The sequence below is a fragment of the Limnothrix sp. CMB-01 genome, assembly GCF_055193175.1.
Window position 1 is genome coordinate 1 of record NZ_CM143720.1, and the last position, 18515, is coordinate 18515.

22 protein-coding genes and 4 pseudogenes are annotated in these 18515 nt (G+C 51.2%); 9 read left to right on the forward strand and 17 right to left on the reverse strand.

Translation table 11 applies throughout. From position 1 onward, the window contains the following. Positions 1-341: 341 nt before the first annotated feature. Positions 342-587, reverse strand: coding sequence for a hypothetical protein (locus ACZA91_RS00005; protein ID WP_463184083.1), 246 nt, complete (start codon positions 585-587; stop codon positions 342-344). A gap of 354 nt (positions 588-941) precedes the next feature. Here ACZA91_RS00005 and ACZA91_RS00010 point away from each other — a divergent pair, with 354 nt between their 5' ends. Then, positions 942-1070: a hypothetical protein gene (locus ACZA91_RS00010; protein WP_463184086.1), complete on the forward strand. Its 129-nt coding sequence runs from the start codon at positions 942-944 to the stop codon at positions 1068-1070. 561 nt (positions 1071-1631) lie between these two features. On the opposite strand, the gene ACZA91_RS00015 is transcribed toward ACZA91_RS00010, so the two are convergent. The 5 genes from ACZA91_RS00015 to ACZA91_RS00035 all read right to left on the reverse strand — a co-directional run bounded on the left by ACZA91_RS00015 (position 1632) and on the right by ACZA91_RS00035 (position 4185). Beyond that, positions 1632-1967 (reverse strand): ATP-binding protein, encoded by a 336-nt coding sequence (locus tag ACZA91_RS00015; RefSeq protein WP_463184088.1) that lies wholly within the window; start codon positions 1965-1967, stop codon positions 1632-1634. Beyond that, positions 1924-2133, reverse strand: a complete 210-nt coding sequence (locus ACZA91_RS00020) for a sensor histidine kinase (protein WP_463186491.1) — start codon at positions 2131-2133, stop codon at positions 1924-1926. Before ACZA91_RS00020 ends, ACZA91_RS00015 begins: the two co-directional genes overlap by 44 nt. Before the next feature lie 11 nt (positions 2134-2144). After that, positions 2145-2288, reverse strand: coding sequence for a histidine kinase dimerization/phospho-acceptor domain-containing protein (locus tag ACZA91_RS00025; protein ID WP_463184091.1), 144 nt, complete (start codon positions 2286-2288; stop codon positions 2145-2147). A 12-nt stretch (positions 2289-2300) separates the two neighbouring features. Further along, complete coding sequence (locus tag ACZA91_RS00030) at positions 2301-2597, reverse strand: hypothetical protein (protein ID WP_463184092.1); 297 nt, start codon at positions 2595-2597, stop codon at positions 2301-2303. A 1390-nt stretch (positions 2598-3987) separates the two neighbouring features. Next, entirely contained in the window at positions 3988-4185 is a 198-nt protein-coding gene (locus ACZA91_RS00035; protein ID WP_463184094.1) for a helix-turn-helix domain-containing protein, read from the reverse strand. A gap of 360 nt (positions 4186-4545) precedes the next feature. Between ACZA91_RS00035 and ACZA91_RS00040 the strand changes: the two genes are divergently transcribed. Continuing rightward, entirely contained in the window at positions 4546-4767 is a 222-nt protein-coding gene (locus tag ACZA91_RS00040; protein ID WP_463184097.1) for a hypothetical protein, read from the forward strand. On the opposite strand, the gene ACZA91_RS00045 is transcribed toward ACZA91_RS00040, so the two are convergent. From ACZA91_RS00045 to ACZA91_RS00060, 4 genes are all read right to left on the reverse strand, one after another. Beyond that, entirely contained in the window at positions 4768-5148 is a 381-nt protein-coding gene (locus tag ACZA91_RS00045) for a HEPN domain-containing protein (RefSeq protein ID WP_190530559.1), read from the reverse strand. 51 nt (positions 5149-5199) lie between these two features. Then, a complete protein-coding gene (locus tag ACZA91_RS00050; RefSeq protein WP_463184098.1) occupies positions 5200-5385 on the reverse strand; it encodes a nucleotidyltransferase domain-containing protein in 186 nt (61 codons plus the stop codon). 339 nt (positions 5386-5724) lie between these two features. Beyond that, a complete protein-coding gene (locus ACZA91_RS00055; RefSeq protein WP_463184101.1) occupies positions 5725-6018 on the reverse strand; it encodes a hypothetical protein in 294 nt (97 codons plus the stop codon). Between the two features lie 8 nt (positions 6019-6026). Continuing rightward, positions 6027-7466 (reverse strand): AIPR family protein, encoded by a 1440-nt coding sequence (locus tag ACZA91_RS00060; protein ID WP_463184103.1) that lies wholly within the window; start codon positions 7464-7466, stop codon positions 6027-6029. 331 nt (positions 7467-7797) lie between these two features. Here ACZA91_RS00060 and purL point away from each other — a divergent pair. Beyond that, positions 7798-10119, forward strand: a pseudogene (gene purL / locus ACZA91_RS00065) (phosphoribosylformylglycinamidine synthase subunit PurL). 178 nt (positions 10120-10297) lie between these two features. Here purL and ACZA91_RS00070 read toward each other — a convergent pair. After that, positions 10298-10420: a hypothetical protein gene (locus tag ACZA91_RS00070; RefSeq protein WP_463184105.1), complete on the reverse strand. Its 123-nt coding sequence runs from the start codon at positions 10418-10420 to the stop codon at positions 10298-10300. A gap of 225 nt (positions 10421-10645) precedes the next feature. Here ACZA91_RS00070 and purF point away from each other — a divergent pair. Continuing rightward, positions 10646-12127, forward strand: a pseudogene (gene purF, locus ACZA91_RS00075) (amidophosphoribosyltransferase). 150 nt (positions 12128-12277) lie between these two features. Here purF and ACZA91_RS00080 read toward each other — a convergent pair. Next, positions 12278-12748 carry a hypothetical protein gene (locus tag ACZA91_RS00080; protein ID WP_463184106.1) on the reverse strand — a complete coding sequence of 157 codons (471 nt, stop codon included), beginning with the start codon at positions 12746-12748 and terminating at the stop codon, positions 12278-12280. A gap of 32 nt (positions 12749-12780) precedes the next feature. Beyond that, positions 12781-13086, reverse strand: a complete 306-nt coding sequence (locus tag ACZA91_RS00085; protein ID WP_463184109.1) for a hypothetical protein — start codon at positions 13084-13086, stop codon at positions 12781-12783. Positions 13087-13470: 384 nt separating this feature from the next. Here ACZA91_RS00085 and ACZA91_RS00090 point away from each other — a divergent pair. From ACZA91_RS00090 to ACZA91_RS00100, 3 genes and pseudogenes are all read left to right on the forward strand, one after another. Further along, a pseudogene (locus ACZA91_RS00090) lies at positions 13471-14071 on the forward strand (DUF1517 domain-containing protein). Positions 14072-14336: 265 nt separating this feature from the next. Further along, positions 14337-14918 (forward strand): hypothetical protein, encoded by a 582-nt coding sequence (locus ACZA91_RS00095; RefSeq protein ID WP_463184111.1) that lies wholly within the window; start codon positions 14337-14339, stop codon positions 14916-14918. Continuing rightward, positions 14918-15202: a hypothetical protein gene (locus ACZA91_RS00100; protein ID WP_463184112.1), complete on the forward strand. Its 285-nt coding sequence runs from the start codon at positions 14918-14920 to the stop codon at positions 15200-15202. The genes ACZA91_RS00095 and ACZA91_RS00100 overlap by 1 nt, the downstream gene beginning before the upstream one ends. A 35-nt stretch (positions 15203-15237) precedes the next feature. Here the strand turns inward: ACZA91_RS00100 and ACZA91_RS00105 are convergent, their stop codons facing one another. The 4 genes and pseudogenes from ACZA91_RS00105 to ACZA91_RS00120 form a co-directional block, all read right to left on the reverse strand. After that, on the reverse strand, positions 15238-15420 hold the full coding sequence (locus ACZA91_RS00105; RefSeq protein WP_463184050.1) for a hypothetical protein: 183 nt from the start codon (positions 15418-15420) through the stop codon (positions 15238-15240). Positions 15421-15441: 21 nt separating this feature from the next. Next, a pseudogene (gene aat, locus ACZA91_RS00110) lies at positions 15442-16022 on the reverse strand (leucyl/phenylalanyl-tRNA--protein transferase). Positions 16023-16217: 195 nt separating this feature from the next. Beyond that, a complete protein-coding gene (locus tag ACZA91_RS00115) occupies positions 16218-17300 on the reverse strand; it encodes a PAS domain-containing sensor histidine kinase (RefSeq protein WP_463184114.1) in 1083 nt (360 codons plus the stop codon). A gap of 5 nt (positions 17301-17305) precedes the next feature. After that, entirely contained in the window at positions 17306-17506 is a 201-nt protein-coding gene (locus ACZA91_RS00120; protein WP_463184116.1) for a hypothetical protein, read from the reverse strand. Positions 17507-17635: 129 nt separating this feature from the next. Here ACZA91_RS00120 and ACZA91_RS00125 point away from each other — a divergent pair, with 129 nt between their 5' ends. Next, on the forward strand, positions 17636-18130 hold the full coding sequence (locus tag ACZA91_RS00125) for a response regulator transcription factor (RefSeq protein ID WP_463186481.1): 495 nt from the start codon (positions 17636-17638) through the stop codon (positions 18128-18130). Between the two features lie 5 nt (positions 18131-18135). Next, the gene (locus tag ACZA91_RS00130; RefSeq protein WP_463184117.1) at positions 18136-18396 is read left to right on the forward strand and encodes a helix-turn-helix domain-containing protein; all 261 of its coding nucleotides are present in this window, start codon (positions 18136-18138) and stop codon (positions 18394-18396) included. Positions 18397-18515: the final 119 nt, after the last annotated feature.

An 18515-nucleotide genomic window follows, 5' to 3' on the forward strand; every position in this document is an offset into this window, starting at 1 on the left:
CATGGAACTACAACCCAAACCCACCGCCGCCCTCTGCTTGCCAGAATCTGAGATTTCTAGGCACTGTTGCAAGGGCGAATGTTGGCGATGTGTGTCCGCCACGTTCATCAAGCCCCCAGCGTATGTTGGCGCTTCAGCCGATTCCCGGAATCGCCTCAATCCCCAATAGCACCCGATCGCCCTTACCGATTCGCAGATTTCGGGTTCCGAGAGCTTTCCCTGCCCATCCGGGCGATCGTCGCCTGTGTGAAATGCCAAATTATTGACGACTTTCGCCGGTTCATTTGACGCGATCGCCAGGCCCTCACCATTTGGTCTGAGGATTTCCTCGCTCAGCTGAATCACCACCAAAGGACATTTCTTCCTAGCCACCGTCCGTGCTTTTCGACTGCTTCACCCCCCACCCGCTGGAGCACCGATTTTGAAGAGCCTCGCAGCGCGATCGGAAAATCCGTGGTGATGCCCGTCCCTTCACAGCGGAAAATCCTGAGCCGGTGCTGCCAGAAGCGGTTTTCAAACAGGCGATCGCGACGACTACGCGATCGACAGCCGCCCGAACATTCAGAACTCGAAGCCCTCCAATCCACCCTTGCTGATTTAGCCAACACACTGCCCAGCGCCACACAATTACGACAACCGCATCCAAGCCTTTGGGGTGGCGCGTGCCAGGGCGATCGTCCGTCTCAGTCCCTGGATGAGCAAAATTTCTAAAGTCGGCGCATCCAGCGAAGGCAATGAATTTCGAGCGGCTGGTGCGCCAAGCCATGATTTTCTTTGGGATTTTCTAACCGCAATCAAAACCCCAAAGCTCACCTTGATCCCGATAGTGTTGGCGGCGCAGGCGGTCTAAGATTTTGTTTGTGAATCGCCCTATTTAATCATCGGTGAATGTAAATCCAGCAGCCGCGATACGCTACCCGATGGGGTGTGTTTCGCAGCTTATGAAACTTGGTAACAAATATCTCAATCCTGAAGACTATGAACAAGCCATAAAATTAGTGACTTCTGTTGGTGAACCCAACCACCATGCTCAAAAAACAGCCCAAGGCAACCGTATAGAATTTGATTAAACCCACCACCCTAGAACGCTTGGTTAAGCTCAATGTTTCCTATCCTGGTTCGTTGAATTTATGGGAGCTAGAAAAATTGCCTAAAAAATCCGCCCTATGCTCAAGAAGCCGATGACCAAATCAATAACTTATATAGATGAAAAAATCGAACAATTGCGAATTCGTGCATTTTTGATTGATTGCCTGAAACGACTAACAAGTAACAGATCAAAATAGAGGAGCCAGCACAGTCAAGCTTCACGCGGTCTATATCACTTCCCAGCCACCAAAATTACTGGAAATGGAAAATCTGCACAGCGTGGCAATCGAACTGGCTTCCCCACTCACCGGTTATCTAAGCCGCGAAAAGGGTCGTGAGTGGCAGGACGATCGCTTCTTTGGTTGCGCGACCTGGCGATCGAAAAAATCTAGGCGATTCCTTTTCAGTCCTCATTCTCGGGCTACTTCAGTGCAGGTTTCCCGATCTTTCTGTAAATTGGGCTTGCCTTCCGTTCTCGCCCAACGGAAAATCGCGTTTTCAATATAAGGCAAATCGAACGTAAAACAACTACCACATTCACTTCACTGGTCAACCCCACACGACCACCGTGAAGTTCGACAATTCGCTTCACTAAGAGCCAAACCCAAACCCGTTCCCTCATATTTACGATTGAGGGCACTATCAATTTGCACGAACGGCTGAAAAAGACGCTTGATATCTTCTGGCGCAATCCCAAATACCCGTATCAGTGATCGAAATTCGCACAAAATATTTTTGTAATTCTCCATTTTTGTCTGCCTCGTCCTCGCCCTCTTCCTTTGGCAAGTCACTTCTAGGGTGATGTGTCCCCCTTCTGGCGTAATTTTAAAGGCATTATTGAGCAAATTCAACAAAAACTTGGCGGATACGACGTTCATCGATATATAGATCTGGCAAATTAGGCGATAGATTGGTTTCCAGTCGAATATTCTTTTGTTCGGCTTGGGGCTGAATGAATGCCACACTTGATGCGCAAAGCGCCCCGATCGCGACGGTCGTGCAATTCAGCTCCAAAAATTCCGACTCGATTTTGGCAATATCCAAAATATCGTTAATTAAAGCCAGAAGATGCGCGCCACTTTTTCAATATTTTCTAAGGCTTTGTGCTGTTGCTTATTAACTCCACCAAAGATACCCTCTTGCAAAATTTCCGCCACTCCCAAAATTGTATTTAACGGAGTGCGGAGTTGGTGGCTCATGGTTCCAAGAAATTATCTGTTCAGTGGATTTTGACTGCGCGAGTTGATTGTTGGCTGTTTGCAACTTTCGCAGTAGGGTTTGCTGCTGATTAACCATATTGAAAAAGACATCAGACAAGTGGCTAATTTCATCGCCTGAATTGTTGATGTCCCTATAATCCCAATAGTGCAATCGCAAACATCTAAAATGGGTTGCAAACAGCAATTTAAAAATCGAATAAATAACCAAACAACCAAAAGCAAAAAGACGGCTGCAATGATTGTGGCGCTAATGGCTCCTAGCAGAGCAGGCTTGGCAACCGTCATCATAGGGAATCACTTCCAGCATCACCCATTGGGTTCTGGGAACTGTTTGATAAACCCAATAGATTGAATCAGATTCAAAATGTGATTTTTCAATGCCTTGGTTAATTTGGTAACGAATTTGTTCCCAAACCGGTTTTAGGGATGGAATGGATGAAACATTAGCCATTTGGGCAGCCTGACAAGGAATCAAGAGAATAACTCAAGAGTTGCCCATTTTTTGTGATTAGGGCATGGTAGCCATTGCTATTGAATTGAAGGATCATCTTGACTCAAATTAAGAATCACTAGCATCAATATCTTTATTAAGATCATCAATATTAATATCTCCGTTCATCACGGCAATTAATTGACCTTTTTGATTACGAATCGTCCCTGAAAAGGTCATGAGCAGGAATGGGATAATTATCATTCATATAAGGCTCTGACCAAAGATCGCGATGGGCCTTAGCCACGTCTTTAAAATATTGCATCTTGGGATATTAATCTACTACCATCAATCAACCAGCATAAATTTAGGATTTTGAGCCAGGCTAACCCCGCGATGGGAATAGATTCTTCAATATGGGCCCAAACCACTCACAATCGACCAAGCCCTTGGGGAACTGCATCACCCCAAATCCAGTGATCAGCTTAGGACGAGCTGACATAAATGAAAGTACTAATTTCTCGTAGGGCCTCAGGCGATCGCACACCACTATCGTGCAAGAAGATAGTTAGGAAACCAAACTCTTTAAAAAGGTTTCACCACTGAGCAGCTCCGCATCAAGATGTCGAACCTTGTTATCCGTTTCCGACGTTAGTTGCAAAATCCGAACAGACTTCAGCTCACTATAAAATAAATACCCTAAGCTGCCAGACCAATAGAAGCGGCAGAATCACCGCCACAAACAAGCGAGTGCCGATCGAACGAAGTCCAAATTTCATTGATTTAGCCGGAACGGTTAGACCGTTTTGGGTTGAATGGCTTGTCATTGCTTAGCCCAGTAGCCTCAGTGGTGAACTGTGCAAAGTATAAAGAAGCACCTCTTTAACTAAAGAAAACCTAGTCTGAAACACTTGTTAAGGCACATGGCAAAATCACGAGGTATAAAAACATAATTGAGTCCTAAATTTATGGATGCTAAATTTTTAAATTAGACTGAGAAAGATACAACAAATCTAACAGCAGTTAACATTTTTGCCCACAATCAATTAACTGTTGAATGACCTGATCAACAGCTCATCTGCGGCCGCTCTTGGCCGGCCAACCAATACCCATAGCCCTCGTCTGCTGACTTCGGACAGCAGGCTAACTGTGGGGTGTTTCGCGTAATGCTTTTCCGGCCGTTTCCGCTCAGCCCTCGCCCTCAGACTCTTTAGGAGCCAGCTCCCCGATCGCCCGGCCAAATAGGCTTCAACAAAAACCTGCGCCGCTTCTGGGTTCAAATGCTCCAGCGCATCCCGATCGCCGGAATCGATTCCGCCGTCGGGTGGCGTGTTCCGCAAACCAATGGCTAATGGTGGCGCGATTGATGCCCATGCTCACCGCCAGTCGATTCTGGGCGATGTTGTACTGCTGCAATGTTTTGCGTAGTGCTTTCCCGGCTTCCATTCAGCTTCCATCTTCAATCTGCTTGGGTGACAGTTCCCGATCGCCCGGCCTAAATACGCCTCAACAAAGGCCCGCGCCGCTTCCGGGTTCAACTGCTCTAGGGCATCCACAATGGTTGGGATGGCTTCCGCCGTCGGGTCGCGCGTTCCGCCACCCAATGGCTCATCGTGCCGCGCGCAATTCCCATCGTTACGGCTAAACGATTTTGCGTGAGGTTGTGTTGCTGTAGCGTTTCGCGTAGTGCTTTCCAGCTTCCATGCCGCTCATGGTGTCAAACTCGGGAAATCGCGTAAAGGTTGCGAGTTGACAACTTAATCGACTACAGTAAGTTTGTTGTCAATTCAGCAGCGCTCAATCGATATGACTACCCCAACCAACGGCGATCGACCCATTCTGGAACGCCTGAACCATCTGGACGATCGCTGCAACCGGATCATCCTCGTGGGTCAAAGCGAGTCGGTCAATCACCTTGTCAAGAGCCTGCACCTCTGCGGCATCGGCGAAACCATCCTGTGGAGTCCCGCCGTCCCCACGGGCCAACCCAATCAAGTGGTGCGAATCCTGTCGCGATCACGTGTGTAGCTATTCGTCGCGCAGCAGGTCTACCGCAACGGAATAGAGTTCCTGTGCCTGATCAATTAGCGCTTGAGCATCAGTGAGGGAAAGGTCAGAACTGGTGTCATAATCAGCGCGAGTTCTTTGAGCCTGCGCATCGATTAGAAACCGGTGAAATTTCACAGGAACAATCCCTGTCCGGGCCAAGTGCTGTCCAAAAGCACCGATGACTGCTGCGTGACTCGAAAAGGCCAACCCTTCGCGATCTAGCAAGGCTTCTGCGATATAAAAGGCAGCGTAATAAGCCCGAGAAACTGCAAAATCGTAGAAGCCCTGCGTTAATAGGCTATCGGCTGCTTGCAAGCTGCGTTGTGACTTTACCAAAAGAGCGGCTTGCTCTGGGGTCATAGTGTAATTCCCTCGCGCCGGATATTTCGCAGCAGAGGAGAATTCTCAAATTCAAAGCGCGAATCGCCCCATAAAGAGTAGCGATATCAAAATGTTGTAATGTAAGCAAAGTTGACCAATAAATTCACTGGTTTGGCTAATTTCTCGGCTGGGTGAAACCGGATCGCGTAAAACCACCAATAAATCCAGGTCTGAATCAGCGGTTGCCTCTCCCCGTGCCCATGAGCCGAATAGCATTAGTCGATCAAGGCGATGGGGTAGTTTTACTGAAAGTATGCCCGCAGTTGATGGGTGATGGGAATCAGAGCTGCTGGTAAATGGGGACTTGCATGGGATGACTGGGGCGATGCACAATTTGCCCTGATTCTAGCTGTGCGAGAAATGACAACCCATATCGTACAGAATTAATACGCGACATTAATACGTGACCCTAAAGCTCTAGTTCTAGAAGGTATGTACTAGTAATAGTTTCATAGAGATTGCTAAAGCCAACGCCAGTTCCCAAATCGCGAAATTTGGCAAACAGTTGTTTCAGGTTTATTTCTCTAGCAACCTTATTCTCAATTGCCACTGTTGTTATCGCTTTCCAGCACTGAGATAATACTTAGTTCTTTGTTTATCATTGAAATTGATAACTCCTTCTAAAAAGCTTTCCATTTCATGGAATGCAATTTGACGAGATTGAGCATAGATATTCCTACGGTTAATCACGCAAGCAACAAGTATATTCATGAATGCTTGGTAATTTGGCTTTTCCAGACGAGACCAGAGGGTATCGGCTACTGATTCTTGATTTTTATCCTTTTCTTGAGACTTCCTGGATTTCAATTCACTAATCTTTGAATAATCACTAAGAAACTTAGAGTTCATATCAAAAATCAGTCCAAATATTTTTGTCCGGTGTCATCATTACTCAGAAATTCTTCAAGAAGGTCTGTCCTGAGTGCTGTATAGTCTCCTGCAATTGTATTGTTTAGCACTCGACTAAATAAACCAATAAACGTGAATCTTGTTGAATCATAATCCACTGTTACTTTCGTCATGGTTTTAATAATCGAATATGGCGTGTCTTTTTGATTTTCCAAAGAAGCCTGCTCAGCAAAGATACCAAGGTTTACACTGGCGCGCTGTACAATTTGCGGACGGAAATACCTTGCCAGCTCCAAATCAATCTGGACGACTTCATTCTGAAAATTAGCCGATTTTGCTATATCCCAAGAATTGTTTGTTTCAACAACTTTAACTAATACAAAAGGAGGCTTATCGTACAAAGAGATATTATCTTTCTCCAAAGATTCATCATCAATCAATCCCTTGACGAAACACATAGTTGTTTGACAACCATTAATAATGCTTGCCTCGGACAAATTAAGTATTGTTGTGTCACCAGCAATAATTTTAGATGATCTAAAGGTAATTCCATTGTTGCGAGCCAGCATCACTTCTGGTTCCTGTTTGACCGTTTTGAGAATAACTTGATTTACGCTATCACCTCCAGATTTTGAAACCTTGCTTCCTTCGCCAAGAAAGAGCCTGATATTTTCAAAGAAAATTGCTTCACCAAATTCATGGTACAGGCGCTTCAATTCATATCCAGAAACAACGCCGATGTAAGCATTTTCAACTTGAAGTATTTGCCCATAAAAACGTAGTTCTATATCAGGCAGTTTTCCGGAAAGCTTGGAAAAGTTTGCCTTTAGGATAGATAGGATATCTGTTCCATCAATGAATAGTATTTTATTTCGCTCTTCTAAGCTTCTGTGGAAGGCGCATGATGACAAGTTGGCTCTTGAGTATTTTGCCAAAAGACCATTTTCAGAACTGCGTAAATCACTCATCGTCAAAACAATAAAGGTGATGCCGTAACCATCACCAAGAGATGAGTTATGTTTTAGAAGACTGAGCTGTTGTGGAGGCTGTTGATGATCAGTCTCTTGGATAAATCCCTCGAATTTTGAAATAACTGAATCAATTTCTTCAATGGTTCTAATTCTGAACTTAGATTGTCCTATAAGGACTAGCTGTCCTTCTTCCCCAAAACCTTTCAAGTCAATTCCTTTGTCATGACTTCCCTTGGTGGTTTCAATTCGAGACAGGTCAGGAATTACTTCCAAAGAAGATTGATTTGGATTTTGCATTTGAATAATTAATGCCTTGCAAAAATCTTCAAAGGCTTGTCCTTTTTCCTTGTCGGTAAACTGCTGAGAAAAGAATTCTGCTAGTTTCTCTCGCGATTCCAAAAAGTTAGGAAGTGTTGCCATTTTATTATCCCAGATATTGCTTAGTAGTGTTTTACCTTGACGATGGACAAGCTTCACATCTTACGATTGTTCCTGTGTTGATTTCAGTCTTAAGGTAGTATTAAGAGCTGCGAATAACTGAGTAAAGGTTAAATAGAACCCTGATGCCTACAATAATTTTAGATGTCTACAACAATTTTACCACTACCACATCATCCCTGATGGTGCCTGTGATCACTACTCTGGTAGAGCCGTACCATTACTTCACTAGCTGTGCGCTGCTATAGTGCTTGCGAGCTACAAGATAAACTGAACTTTAGTTACTGAAGGAGTAAGGGAAGTGGGGGCGGGCACGCCGATCGCCTCGGTTGTACAATTAGGGCGCTTTCTGAATCGCGCCACCAAAGCCGTGTCAACCCCCGAAACCGTTCTCGAATCCGCACCCTTCCCGATCGCTGAAATCACCGCCGAAGGCATCAAGCCCGATGAATACGTCGATATTGTGAATCGACTGGGCCGCCACCCCAACAAAGCCGAACTGGGGATGTTTGGTGTGATGTGGTCGGAACACTGCTGCTACAAGAATTCTCGCCCCCTGCTCAGCCAATTTCCCACCAGCGGCCCGCGCATCCTCGTGGGCCCCGGCGAAAACGCTGGCGTGGTGGATCTGGGCGATGGGCTGCACCTGGCCTTCAAGATCGAATCCCACAACCACCCGTCCGCCGTGGAACCCTTCCAGGGGGCGGCGACCGGCGTGGGCGGCATCCTGCGGGACATCTTCACCATGGGGGCCCGCCCGATCGCCATTTTGAATGCCCTGCGGTTTGGCTCCCTGGATGATGCCCGCAACCGCCGCCTGTTTGAAGGGGTGGTGGCTGGCATTTCCCACTACGGCAACTGCGTGGGCGTGCCCACCGTTGGCGGTGAGGTCTATTTTGACCCCGCTTACAGTGGCAACCCGCTGGTGAATGCCATGGCCCTGGGGCTGATGGAAACACCGGAAATCGTCAAGGCGGGAGCCTATGGCATTGGCAACCCGGTGCTGTACATGGGAATCCACAACGGGCCGCGACGGCATGGGCGGGGCAGGCTGCCAGCGCGGAGTTGACCGATGAGTCGATGGACGATCGCCCGGCCGTACAGGTGGGTAATCCGTTCCTCGAAAAGTCCCTGATCGAAGCCTGTTGGAAGCCTTCAAAACCGGCGCAGTGGCAGCGACCAGGACATGGGCGCGGCGGGCATCACCTGCTCCACGGCGGAAATGGCGGCCAAGGGCGGCGTAGGCATTGATTTAGATCTCGACAAGATTCCCGTGCGCGAGTCGGGGATGGTTCCCTACGAATATTTGCTGTCGGAGTCCCAGGAGCGGATGTTGTTTGTGGCGCACAAGGGCCGCGAACAGGAGCTGATCGACATCTTCCATCGCTGGGGTCTGCAAGCGGTGGTGGCTGGGGAAGTGATCGAGGAGTCGATCGTCCGGATTCGGTTCCAGGGGGGAATCGCGGCGGAAATTCCGGCGACGGCCCTGGCGGACAACACCCCGATCTATCGCCGGGAACTGATGGCGGAAGCGCCGGCCTACGCCGAACGGCCTGGGCTTGGTCGCCGGACTCGTTCCCGCTTGTTCGGTGACAGGGTTGGGCGATCGCCCCTGGAGCGCGGTGCTGCAAAGCCTGCTGGAAACCCCCTCGATCGCCTCAAAATCCTGGGTCTATCGCCAATACGATCACCAGGTGCAAAACAACACGGTGATCGTGCCCGGTGGAGCCGATGCGGCGGTGGTGCGGGCTGCGGCCCAACTGGTGACCGACGCGACCACTCCCTTCAACAAGGGCGTGGCGGCCACGGTGGATTGCAATGCTCGCCATGTGTACCTCGACCCCTACCAAGGGGCCTTGGGTGTGGTGGCGGAGGCGGCCCGCAACCTGTCTTGCGTGGGGGCGGAACCGCTGGCCGTGACCGATAACCTCAACTTCGGCAGCCCCGAAAAGCCCGTGGGCTATTGGCAGTTGGCCAATGCTTGTCGCGGCCTGGCCGATGCCTGCCGGGAGTTGGGTACGCCGGTCACGGGCGGCAACGTGTCGCTCTATAACGAAACCTTGGATTCCGAGGGCAATCCCCAGGCGATCTATCCCACGCCCGTGGTGGGCATGGTGGGGGCGATCGAGAACATTCACCAAATCGCCGGCCAGGGCTTCCAAGGGGCGGGCGATGGCATCTATCTGCTGGGCGCGCAAGCTCCTGTCACCCTGGGCGCGTCGGATTATCTGGCGGCGATCCATGGCACGATCGCCGGTCGGCCGCCCGTGGTGGAGTTCGATCGGGAGCGGGCCGTGCAAGCCGCTTGTCGCAACGGCATTCGCCAGGGCTGGATTGAATCGGCCCACGACTGCGCGGAAGGCGGCCTGGCTGTCACCCTGGCCGAGTCCTGCATTAGCGGCAACCTGGGCGCAACAGTCGCGATCGAGCCCAGAGCCGATCGCTGGGAATGCGGCCTGTTCGGCGAAGGCGGCGCGCGGATCGTGGTGTCCGTGGCGGGCGATGGGGCGGCTGATTTTGAAGCCTGGTTGACCGAGCAGCTCGGCTCCGATTGGGCCAAGCTGGGAACCGTCGGGGCGATCGGCTGGTGATCGACGCACCGGACGGCGCAACGGCGATCAATCCGGCCCTGGCAACCATGACCGAAGGCTGGAGCAAGGCGATCGCCCGCCGGATGGAGCGGTTGGTTTAAGGGAGATTGCCCCGTCATCGTCATCTCGCGCCAATCGATCGCCCACCAAGGATCACTGCTGATCGTTATCGATTAATCGTTTAATCGTTCATTGAATAGTCAGGTTGATAATAGATAACAATCGACTTGATAATCAACGACAATCAATCAGCAGTGCAATCAGGCGATGAACCGCTGATCAGCCACAGGGGCGAGCTTGGTGCTTGCCCAGCAAGCCGATCGGGAGCCAGCCAGGATCATGGAGACGCGATCGGGATGCCATGGAAATTGCCCCGATGATGATTGCCCTTGAATTCGCCATCGCCACAGCCGATCGATTCCGCAACTTCTGTTACTGTTAAGGCGGGATCGTTAAGAGCTTGTTAACTTCCTGAGTGGCCGATTTTTTGGCTTCCAATCGCTGCACCAGGAATCACCTGGCTCAGGAAACATTGCGCTAACCAGCCGCGCCAGCCTCACTCGATCGCGATTCTGACCGTCTTTTGCTAATTCACCCGCTCTTGCTGCTAGGAGTCATTGTCGCCCAATGTTTCCCTCCGAGTCTGAAGACCTGTTCAATCTGATGGGCAATCGGCCCGACAAACCCGAAGAAGCCTGTGGCGTTTTGGGGTTTACACGCCGGGCGAAAACATCGCCACCCTTGCTTATTTTCACTCTTTGCACTCCAGCTCCGGGGGCAAGAATCGGCGGGGATTGCCACCTTTGATGGCTCAACGGTGCATGTCCACAAGGACATGGGCCTCGTTTCGCAAGTCTTCAACGAAAAAATTCTGCAAGAGCTACCGGGAAATTTGGCCGTGGGCCACACCCGCTACTCCACCACCGGATCCAGCCGTCGTGTCAATGCACAACCGGCCGTGGTGAAAACGCGCTTGGGGTCTTTGGCCCTGGCCCACAATGGCAACTTGGTCAACACGGCGGAACTGCGAGATTCCTTGGCCGCCCGCAACTGTGAATTTGCCACCACCACGGACTCCGAAGGCGATCGCGATCGCCATTGGCCAAGAGGTGGACAGCGGTTTGGGTTGGATGGAAGGGGCCATTGGGCTTCCAGCAATGCCAAGGGGCCTTCAGTTTGGTCATTGGGACTCCCGACGGCATGATCGGCACTCGCGACACCAACGGCGTGCGACCGCTGGTGATTGGCACGCTGCCCGGTGCGCCCGAGCGCTATGTGCTGGCTTCGGAAACCTGTGCCCTAGACATCATCGGCGCGGACTATCTGCGGGATGTGGAACCGGGGGAAATGGTTTGGATCACGAACGATGGTCTCGCCTCCTTCTTTTGGGCCACGCAGCCGGAGCCGAAGCTGTGCGTTTTTGAGATGATCTATTTCGCTCGCCCAGACAGCAAGTTCCACAACGACAGCCTCTATAGCTATCGGATGCGGTTGGGACGGCGTTTGGCGATCGAAACCCCGATCGATGCGGACATTGTGATTGCTGTGCCCGATTCCGGTGTTCCTGCCGCGATCGGCTATTCCCAGGTTTCGGGCATCACCTACGCCGAAGGGTTGATCAAAAACCGCTACGTGGGCCGCACCTTCATTCAACCGACCCAAACCATGCGGGAATCGGGAATTCGGATGAAGCTGAACCCGTTGCGGGATGTGCTCGCGGGCAAACGGGTGATTATTGTGGATAATTGAATCGTCCGGGGAACCGCCAGCCGCAAGATCGTAAAAGCCTTGCGGGATGCGGGAGCCACGGAAGTTCACATGCGCATTTCTTCGCCGCCGGTCACCCATCCTTGCTTCTATGGCATCGACACGGATAACCAATCGCAACTGATTGCGGCCACCAAGTCAGTGCAGGAAATTGCCAATCAAATTGGTGTGGATACGCTGGCTTACCTGAGCGAAGAAGGGATGCTGGAAGCGACCCAAGATGCCACGCAGAATTTCTGTACGGCTTGTTTCAATGGTCGCTACCCAATTCCAGTGCCAGCCCTGTTGAAGCGATCGAAGCTGATGCTGGAAAAGCTGGAACCGGCTACGGTGGGTTCTTAATTCCAAGGGCCTGTTATCAGTGACCCATGCATTAACCAGGAATTAACTAATGGGGCGATCGAACTTCTCGATCGCCCCATTTTTGATGGTTTTGATAGTTGGGATGGTTTTGAATTGAATTGTGTTGAGTTGTTTTGAATTGGATTATTTCTAGGGGGTTTGGGGTTCCTGCTCGCCGGGTGAATTTTCCAAGGGCGGCAACTCCAGGGGAAGTAACTGCTGGGCCGGTGTGCGTATGTCGGTGGGTTGCTCAAAAAACAGCTCGATCGAGCGGTGAATTTTGGTTAGCACCGCCTCCGCCGTCGGATTTTCGCGGGGGTTATAGCTCCCCACCAGCAACAAACTCAAACGCGGGGTGACGGGAATCAGGGTGAGCCAGGTGCGATCGAACTCTGGGCCCGCTTCTGGTTTTGTGTCCTTTGCGTCTTTGGCCTCTGAACTCACCGGATTTGGCATCGCCTGATCCGAGATTACTTGATCTGCAATCACCCGATCTGAAATCACTGAATCTAAAACCATTCGCACAGCAAATAGCCCGGCCAAGCTCAGAGTCGATCGCTCGGTTAAGGTCAAGCCTGCCGCTTCTGCCCGAGTTGTTAAATCCGTTTCCGCCGCTTCCATCGATTAATCTAGCAGTACCAAATCCAACCGAATCAGCGATGGGGCAGGGGTTTGGGTTGCCATCCTCGAGACGGGGCGATGGGCTCACTATAGAACACCGAGTGATAATCCCGATGGAGCGGCATATTCCAATCGATCGGCAGTTCGATCGCCCAAAATCCTTGGGGATGGCGCACTTTGCGATATTGATAACGCCAGTCCAAGGGCGTTTGGGGCGCTTGCACAGCCGGCCCCGGCTCGGCCCCGGCTGGGGTCAGGATTCCACCCCACAGCCATCCCAGGCAGCCCACCAGCCCGATCGCTCGCCAACACCAACCACTCCGCACACCTTTCACCATTCCCAAATCCCGACTACCGCCGAATCATCGCCCAAACGCCGCCCATTTGCCCCGATCGCGCGATCGATCACTTCCCTAAAACTCCCTTTGTCCCACCACGCCTCAGGAATGCAACGCAGTCGATACCCGATTAGCCATCATTCCGCTAGGCCGGCCAGCGGTCGGTTATCTCGCCAGAGCCACCCCCGCTCCACAGGATAAGCTGGACAGTAAGCAAGCCAAGGCTTGCACGCTTTTGGATTTTGAGCCACTCCTGTTGCATTCAATTTGTATTCAATTTGCATTCAAACCGGATTGATTTGATCTCGAATCAGTACCGAATCAAGACTGAATCAAGACCGAATCAGTACCGCGTCAACATCGCGTCAACAGCGTTCCAGAACCATGAGTTTAGGTGATCAGTGGAATCGACTGACGGGCAAAAGCCGCTTCGTCGTCACCCGCATTTTTGTGCATCTAGCTGGGTCAGAAGTGGCCCCCTTGCTGGGCAAGCTCAACCAAATTGCTCGGGAGGCGATCGAAGCGGAAGGGGACTTGGACGTTTTGGGCCAGGGCCTGTCAGACCTTTGCGAAAGCCTGCTGCAATATCGAACCTATTGGCAGTCCGCCAGCAATGAGGGGGATGTGTTTTGGGATGAAGGAGAAGCGGGCGATCGGTTCAATGACCTATTCACCGACTCGGCGGACCGCTATCTCAGTCAACCTGACCTGGATTTGCCCAGCCAACTGGATGACGACCTGCTGACCCTCCGGCCACGAGCAACCTGTTGGTGATGTTGACGGTGGGCTATGAAGGCGAAGTCCCAGCCTCGAAACCAACCTGGCCGATTCTGAAGCCTTAGCAACGGGTCTCAAGGGCCTGGCAAACCTCCACTACAATCAAAAATTGCGGGCTGTGCAGGTACACTTTGCCCCTGCCCGTCTGGGAGATGAGCTAACGAATGATCAGCTCCTGCAAAATTTCCCGGAACTGATTCCGCTGTAGAAACTCCCGCTTAGGGGGTCTTTTGGAGGAATGCCGTCCCATCGGAATCACAATCCGAGAAATCAGGGTCGGTCTTTTTTAATCAATGCTCGCTTGCTGTTTTGGCTTGCTGTTTTGGGGCTGCGGCTCTTGGTTCGGCCGCCACCGCGCGATCGATTCGTTGCTGGCGGATTGCAGACTTCACCATTGCCGGCTTCACCACAGAACTCAGCTTCTTGGCCGCCCAATGGCCTCAAGCGTGATTTTGTTGTTTTGAGATAGCCCTATGCTCCGAAAATTATTGGCTTTGGTACTGGCGATCGCGATCGCCTGGGTCACGATCACCGGCTCACCAACGGTGGTGCGAGCGGAAGCCTTGCCCAGCGCCATTGTGGCCGCCGCGCCTAGTGCTGCCAAATCCCTGCCCACGGGCGACTATCCGGTTCAGCAGGCCGCCTATGACGACGGCACGGGGGAATATGCCCTGATGCTGTTAAACACGCCCGCTGGTGCTTCGCCGGTTTTTCGTACCTCCGAGTTGCAGATGGCCCGGCTGGATGACGAGGCGATCGCCCAAGGGAAAAAGCCCTACCTGGCCATGAAAGACGGTCGGCCCGTGCTGTACCTCAACGAAGACTTCAAAATCGAATATCTCCATAGCGAAACCGCTGTCCAAACCAATCCCCAAACGGGTGAGCAACAAACGGTGATTGTTCGCCGTGAGTCTAGTTTCTGGTCTCCCTTTGCTGGGGCGATCGCGGGTCAAGTGGTGGCGAATGCTTTGTTTGCACCCCATTACGTGCTGCCCCGGCCTGTTTGCCGGTCGCCCCTTGGTGGGCTACGGCGGCTATGGTCGCAGCTACGGTGATGCCATCAGCAGCTATCAAAACCGCTACAACGCTGCCCGTGGCCGAGCGCAACCGCCAGCAGTTCCGCGCCACCGGCAATGTGGCTCGCAACGCCACGGGGCTGAACCGCCCGGCCGCCAACAACCGAGCCAAGGCCACTGGCTCCGGCTTTGGGAGCAGCACCTTCCGCAGCACCCCTAACCGTCGCGTGGCTGCTCCCCGGCCCCGCAGCAGCTTTGGCAGCAGCTTTGGGCGATCGCCCGTGCGGATGCGATCGAGCTTTGGCAGCTTCCGCCGTCGGTAAGTAATTACTCCCAGTTGATTACTGATCTCAGTTGATTAGCGTCCCATTACCACCACCCGATGAACGGTGGTTTGCGGAACAATTTCCGAACAATTGCCAGCGTTACTCACCGTTTGGCATAGCGCGATCGATTCCTGAAACAGGGGAGTCGATCGCTTTTTGATCCCTGACTTTTTCAAACTGGCTAACTGCGTTGCTAACCGCTTGGCTAACTGCATTGCTAACCCCTGGCAAAATGGCTAGCAAAATGAGCAGCGATGCTGGGTTGCACGATGCAACAGCACCTCGTAGTGGCGATCGCGGATGTTATAAGCCCAAATCGTTCCAAGTGTGGATTCATCATCTGGGCATCAAACAACAGAAAATCGCGACGGCGCAGATGCTCAGCCAGCTTGACCATTGCCACCTTTGAGCCATCGGGAATTTGATAAAACATCGATTCGCCAATGAACGCCCCACCAATCACAATCCCCAAAACGCCACCGGCCAGGTGGTCGCCCTGCCAGGTTTCAAAACTGTGGGCATAGCCAGCGCAATGGAGCGCCCAATAAATTTCCTTTAGCTCTTCCGAGATCCAAGTGGTGTCCCGATAGGCACAGCCTTCCACCACATCCCGAAATGCTGAATCAATCGCCACCGTAAACCGATTTTGATTCAGTACTCGCCGCAGGGACTTGGGATATCGGAAGCGATCGTCCAGCGGAATCAGTGTCCGTTCCCGGCTGCAATACCAGCCCAAATCGTTACCCGTTTCATCGGCCATTAAAAAATAGCCGCGCGAATAGCCAGCAATCAGCGCCGGAATATCGTATTGGGACATGCAGGAGTCGGTGGTGTTGCCCATCGGCCCTTGAAATAGCACAGTGGAGCCGATTCTAGCGCGATCGCCCGATCCCCATGCAACCAATCCTCTGAATCTCTGCAACTGATCAGCCAGCCCCATGCAAATTAGAAATACTTGTTTGGGCGATTTCGCTGCGATCGCTCGCTTCATCTCGCAATTGATGGCTTATTTCTATGTTTCGCTCCAACCAAGCGGTAACGTAATTTTAAAAGTCGTCCCCACATTAAGCTTGCTGTCTACTTTGATTGTTCCATGCTGCAAGTCTACAAAGCGCTTGACAATATTCAAACCCAAACCAGTTCCAGGAATATTACTGACATTCTTACCTCGACGAAAAGGTTCAAATAAGTGGGGTAAATCTTCGCGGGGAATGCCGATGCCTTGATCGCAAATTTGGAACGTCACCTGGCCACTGCGCTTTGACAGTCGCAAACAAATTGGGCTTTGATGGTGATGGGAATATCGAATTGAATTAGAGAGAATGTTGGTCAGAATCGATCGCAATAGTTTTTCGTCTAAATTGGCCATCACATGACGATGCCGACTCAACATCGATAGTGACTGTTGAGCAGATGTCGCCTGCATTTCTGCTACCAAGCCATGGCAAAACTGCACTAGCTCGATCGGCTGAGGTTGAACCATTAGCTTATGGGCCTCAGTTTTACCGATCACTAGAATGTCATCAATCATTTGAGTCATTCGCTCTACATCATTCTTGACTCCCTGAAGATAATTATGGCGCTGCTCATGGGAAAGCTGTGCATCGTAACGGTCAAGCGATGATGCTGACAGCAAAATATTATTGAGCGGATTACGAAATTCATGACAAACCATCGAAACAAAGCGAGATTTGAGATCGCTTAGCTCCTGTAGTTCTTGATTGGCACGATGAAGTTGAGCCGTGCGATCGCGCACTTTCAACTCAAGCTCTTCATTGGTTCGCTGCAACAAAGTCTCTGCCCATTTGCGTTGGGTAATATCTTGGAAGGTAACCACCGTTCCAATCACATTTCCCTGCTGATCTTGCATGGGCGTGCTGATATATTCAACGGGAAAACTCGATCCATCCTTGCGCCAAAAAACTTCCGTGTTGGCACGATGAATTCGTCCGTCTTGAAAAGCTTGATAGATTGGGCAGTCATGGATGGGATAGGGTTGGCCATCGGGTTTGGAATGATGCAAAACCGAATGCATAGACTGACCAATTAAGTCCTGAATTTCCCAACCAATCATGCTGGCCGCCGCTGGATTCACAAAGGTTACTCGACCTGCTGATCCAGCCCATAGACCCCCTCGCCCACCGCATTCAGGATTAACTCATGCTGGCGACGCAGGGTTTCTAGGTCAGTTTCCGGCGATGCTCGTAAGGCGGAGATATGCGCCTCAGCCGGTGTCGTGGTCGGCTTTGAAACAGGCTGTGACCAATAATATTGCCGCATGATGTCCAGAATTCCTGACAAATTTTGCGACTGATGAGGATGTGTATCCTCTTACACTACACGGTTTGGAGAATACGCCCGAAACTTGGCCGGCATGGTACACCACCCAGGTCATTACTGTAAATCAGGCAGTTCATGACGAAAGTTTTGGTGATTGAAGACGAAGCGCAAACCCGCAGCATCTTCATGGGATGTCTGACGTTTGAGGGGTTTTGTGCGATCGAGGCTGAGAACGGTTCGATCGGGATCAAGTTAGCCCAAATGCATCTGCCAGATTTGATTATCTGCGACGTTATGATGCCTGATCTTGATGGTTACAGCGTTCTATCAGCCATTCGTCGCCATCCGGCCACCGCTGCAATTCCATTTATTTTCCTCACTGCCAAAGCAACCATGGCAGATTTGCGCCAGGGGATGGAATTGGGCGCAGATGATTATTTAACCAAGCCCTGTAGCGTTGAACAATTGTTGGCGGCGATCACTACTCGCCTAGAACGAAAAGCCCAATTGGCAGCGAGTTTTCATGCATCCCCAGCAGAAAGCAAAATAAACAGTCAATCCGAAAACGGAATTTTTCCTGACTGTTCTCGTTTATCACAAGTATTTGCATTCATTGAAGCTAATTATCACCGCCCAATGGGTTAAATGATGTGGCCAAGGCGGTCGGCTATTCACCTGCCTATTTAACGAATTTGACCCAAGAGCTAACGGGCTACAGCATCAAGCGTTGGATTACGGAACGCCGTATGTCCCAGGCACGAATGTTACTTTGTGAAACCGATCAACCCGTGCGCCAAATTGCAGCGGGAGTGGGCTATGCAGACGTGGCTTACTTCACTCGCCAATTTCGGCAGCTCTATGGCGATCCGCCCCAGTCCTGGCGAAACTCTGTGCGACTACGATTCGCATAGGAATGGTATTGAATACAACAAAATAGATCAATTATTTGTGTATAGAACTATCTCTGCATAAAGCGCAGATGTGATTCCAGAATTTCAGAAAAATTGACGCTTTTTGCTTAATTTTTCCG

Bases quoted from the DNA above. Each gene is read 5' to 3' on its own strand.
- ACZA91_RS00010 (WP_463184086.1), top strand. From the start codon at position 942: ATGAAACTTGGTAACAAATATCTCAATCCTGAAGACTATGAACAAGCC.
- ACZA91_RS00015 (WP_463184088.1), bottom strand. From the start codon at position 1,967: ATGAACGTCGTATCCGCCAAGTTTTTGTTGAATTTGCTCAATAATGCC.
- ACZA91_RS00025 (WP_463184091.1), bottom strand. From the start codon at position 2,288: ATGAGCCACCAACTCCGCACTCCGTTAAATACAATTTTGGGAGTGGCG.
- ACZA91_RS00030 (WP_463184092.1), bottom strand. From the start codon at position 2,597: ATGATGACGGTTGCCAAGCCTGCTCTGCTAGGAGCCATTAGCGCCACA.
- ACZA91_RS00035 (WP_463184094.1), bottom strand. From the start codon at position 4,185: ATGGAAGCCGGGAAAGCACTACGCAAAACATTGCAGCAGTACAACATC.
- ACZA91_RS00040 (WP_463184097.1), top strand. From the start codon at position 4,546: ATGACTACCCCAACCAACGGCGATCGACCCATTCTGGAACGCCTGAAC.
- ACZA91_RS00045 (WP_190530559.1), bottom strand. From the start codon at position 5,148: ATGACCCCAGAGCAAGCCGCTCTTTTGGTAAAGTCACAACGCAGCTTG.
- ACZA91_RS00050 (WP_463184098.1), bottom strand. From the start codon at position 5,385: ATGCTATTCGGCTCATGGGCACGGGGAGAGGCAACCGCTGATTCAGAC.
- ACZA91_RS00055 (WP_463184101.1), bottom strand. From the start codon at position 6,018: ATGAACTCTAAGTTTCTTAGTGATTATTCAAAGATTAGTGAATTGAAA.
- ACZA91_RS00070 (WP_463184105.1), bottom strand. From the start codon at position 10,420: ATGGCGAATTCAAGGGCAATCATCATCGGGGCAATTTCCATGGCATCC.
- ACZA91_RS00080 (WP_463184106.1), bottom strand. From the start codon at position 12,748: ATGGAAGCGGCGGAAACGGATTTAACAACTCGGGCAGAAGCGGCAGGC.
- ACZA91_RS00085 (WP_463184109.1), bottom strand. From the start codon at position 13,086: ATGGTGAAAGGTGTGCGGAGTGGTTGGTGTTGGCGAGCGATCGGGCTG.
- ACZA91_RS00095 (WP_463184111.1), top strand. From the start codon at position 14,337: ATGCTCCGAAAATTATTGGCTTTGGTACTGGCGATCGCGATCGCCTGG.
- ACZA91_RS00100 (WP_463184112.1), top strand. From the start codon at position 14,918: ATGCCATCAGCAGCTATCAAAACCGCTACAACGCTGCCCGTGGCCGAG.
- ACZA91_RS00105 (WP_463184050.1), bottom strand. From the start codon at position 15,420: ATGCAGTTAGCCAAGCGGTTAGCAACGCAGTTAGCCAGTTTGAAAAAG.